This is a genomic window from Modestobacter versicolor, from assembly GCF_041028285.1.
Classification (GTDB): Bacteria; Actinomycetota; Actinomycetes; order Mycobacteriales; family Geodermatophilaceae; genus Modestobacter; species Modestobacter versicolor_A.
This window is the reverse complement of record NZ_JABGDB010000015.1, coordinates 1-1,570: the sequence shown is the minus strand read 5'-3', so window position 1 is coordinate 1,570 and position 1,570 is coordinate 1. Positions and strand designations below refer to the sequence as shown.

1 protein-coding gene is annotated in these 1,570 nt (G+C 70.6%); it reads right to left on the bottom strand.

Annotated features, from left to right (window positions below):
- On the bottom strand, window positions 1-1,562 hold a 1,562-nt coding region (locus HL054_RS22035), incomplete at its 3' end, for an acyl-CoA carboxylase subunit beta (RefSeq protein ID WP_369141273.1).
- Window positions 1,563-1,570: the final 8 nt, after the last annotated feature.

Below are 1,570 nucleotides of genomic sequence, written 5' to 3'. Positions count from 1 at the left end.
GCGCGGACGATGTGGATGCGGGTGTGGGAGGGCGGGATGACGGCGTCGACGTAGCCGCGGTCGGCGGCGATGTAGGGGTTGGCGAGGGTGTCCTCGTACTCGCCGATCAGCTCAGCGCGCAGCGCCTCGGGGTCCTCGGCGGCGGCGAGCTCCTTGCGGTAGAGGATGCCGACCGCGCCCTGGGCGCCGATGACGGCGATCTGCGCCGTCGGCCAGGCCAGGTTGACGTCGGCACCGAGGTGCTTGGAGCCCATCACGTCGTAGGCGCCGCCGTAGGCCTTGCGGGTGATGACGGTGATCAGCGGGACGGTGGCCTCGGCGTAGGCGTAGATCAGCTTGGCGCCGCGGCGGATGATGCCGTCCCACTCCTGGGAGGTGCCGGGCAGGAAGCCGGGGACGTCGACGAAGGTGAGCACCGGGACGTTGAACGCGTCGCAGGTGCGCACGAAGCGGGCGGCCTTCTCGCTGGCGTCGATGTCCAGGGTGCCGGCGAACTGGGTCGGCTGGTTGGCCACGACGCCGACCGGGCGGCCCTCGACCCGGCCGAAGCCGGTGAGGATGTTGGGCCCCCACAGCGCTTGCACCTCGAGGAACTCACCGTCGTCGAGGACGTGCTCGATCACGGTGTGCATGTCGTAGGGGGTGTTGGGCGAGTCCGGGATGAACGTGTCCAGCTCGCGGTCGAGGTCGGTGACCGCCTCGGGCAGCGCGACGTCCACCGGCGCGGTCTCGATCGCCGGCAGCGGGTCGAGGTTGTTGCTGGGCAGGTAGGACAGCAGCGCCTTGACGTAGTCCAGCGCGTCGGCCTCGTCGGCGGCCAGGTAGTGCGCCACCCCGGACTTGGTGTTGTGGGTGCGCGCCCCGCCCAGCTCCTCCAGGGTCACGTCCTCACCGGTGACGGTCTTGACCACATCGGGGCCGGTGATGAACATCTGGCTGGTCTTGTCCACCATCACGATGAAGTCGGTCAGCGCGGGGGAGTAGACGTGCCCGCCGGCCGCGGCACCCATCACCAGCGAGATCTGCGGGACCACACCGGAGGCGTGCACGTTGCGCCGGAAGATCTCGGCGTAGAGGCCGAGGGAGACCACGCCCTCCTGGATCCGCGCGCCGCCACCCTCGTTGATGCCGATGACCGGGCAGCCGTTGCGGACGGCCAGGTCGAGGACCTTGACGATCTTCTCGCCGTAGACCTCGCCGAGGCTGCCGCCGAACACCGTGACGTCCTGGGAGAAGACGCAGACCGGGCGGCCGTCGACGGTGCCGTAGCCGGTGACCACACCGTCGCCGAAGGGCCGGCGGGCGTCCATCCCGAAGTTCGTGGACCGGTGCCGGGCGAACTCGTCGAGCTCGGTGAACGAGCCCGGGTCCAGCAGCGCGGCGATCCGCTCCCGGGCGGTCATCTTCCCCGCGGCGTGCTGCTTGGCGACCGCGCGCTCGGAACCGGCGTGCGTGGCCTCCTCCAGCCGCCGCTCGAAGTCGGCCAGCTTCCCGGCGGTCGTGTGCAGGTCGATGTCGGCGGGGACGGGTTCTCCCGCGCTCTCCAGTTCGGCGGCACTCACAGCGCCGT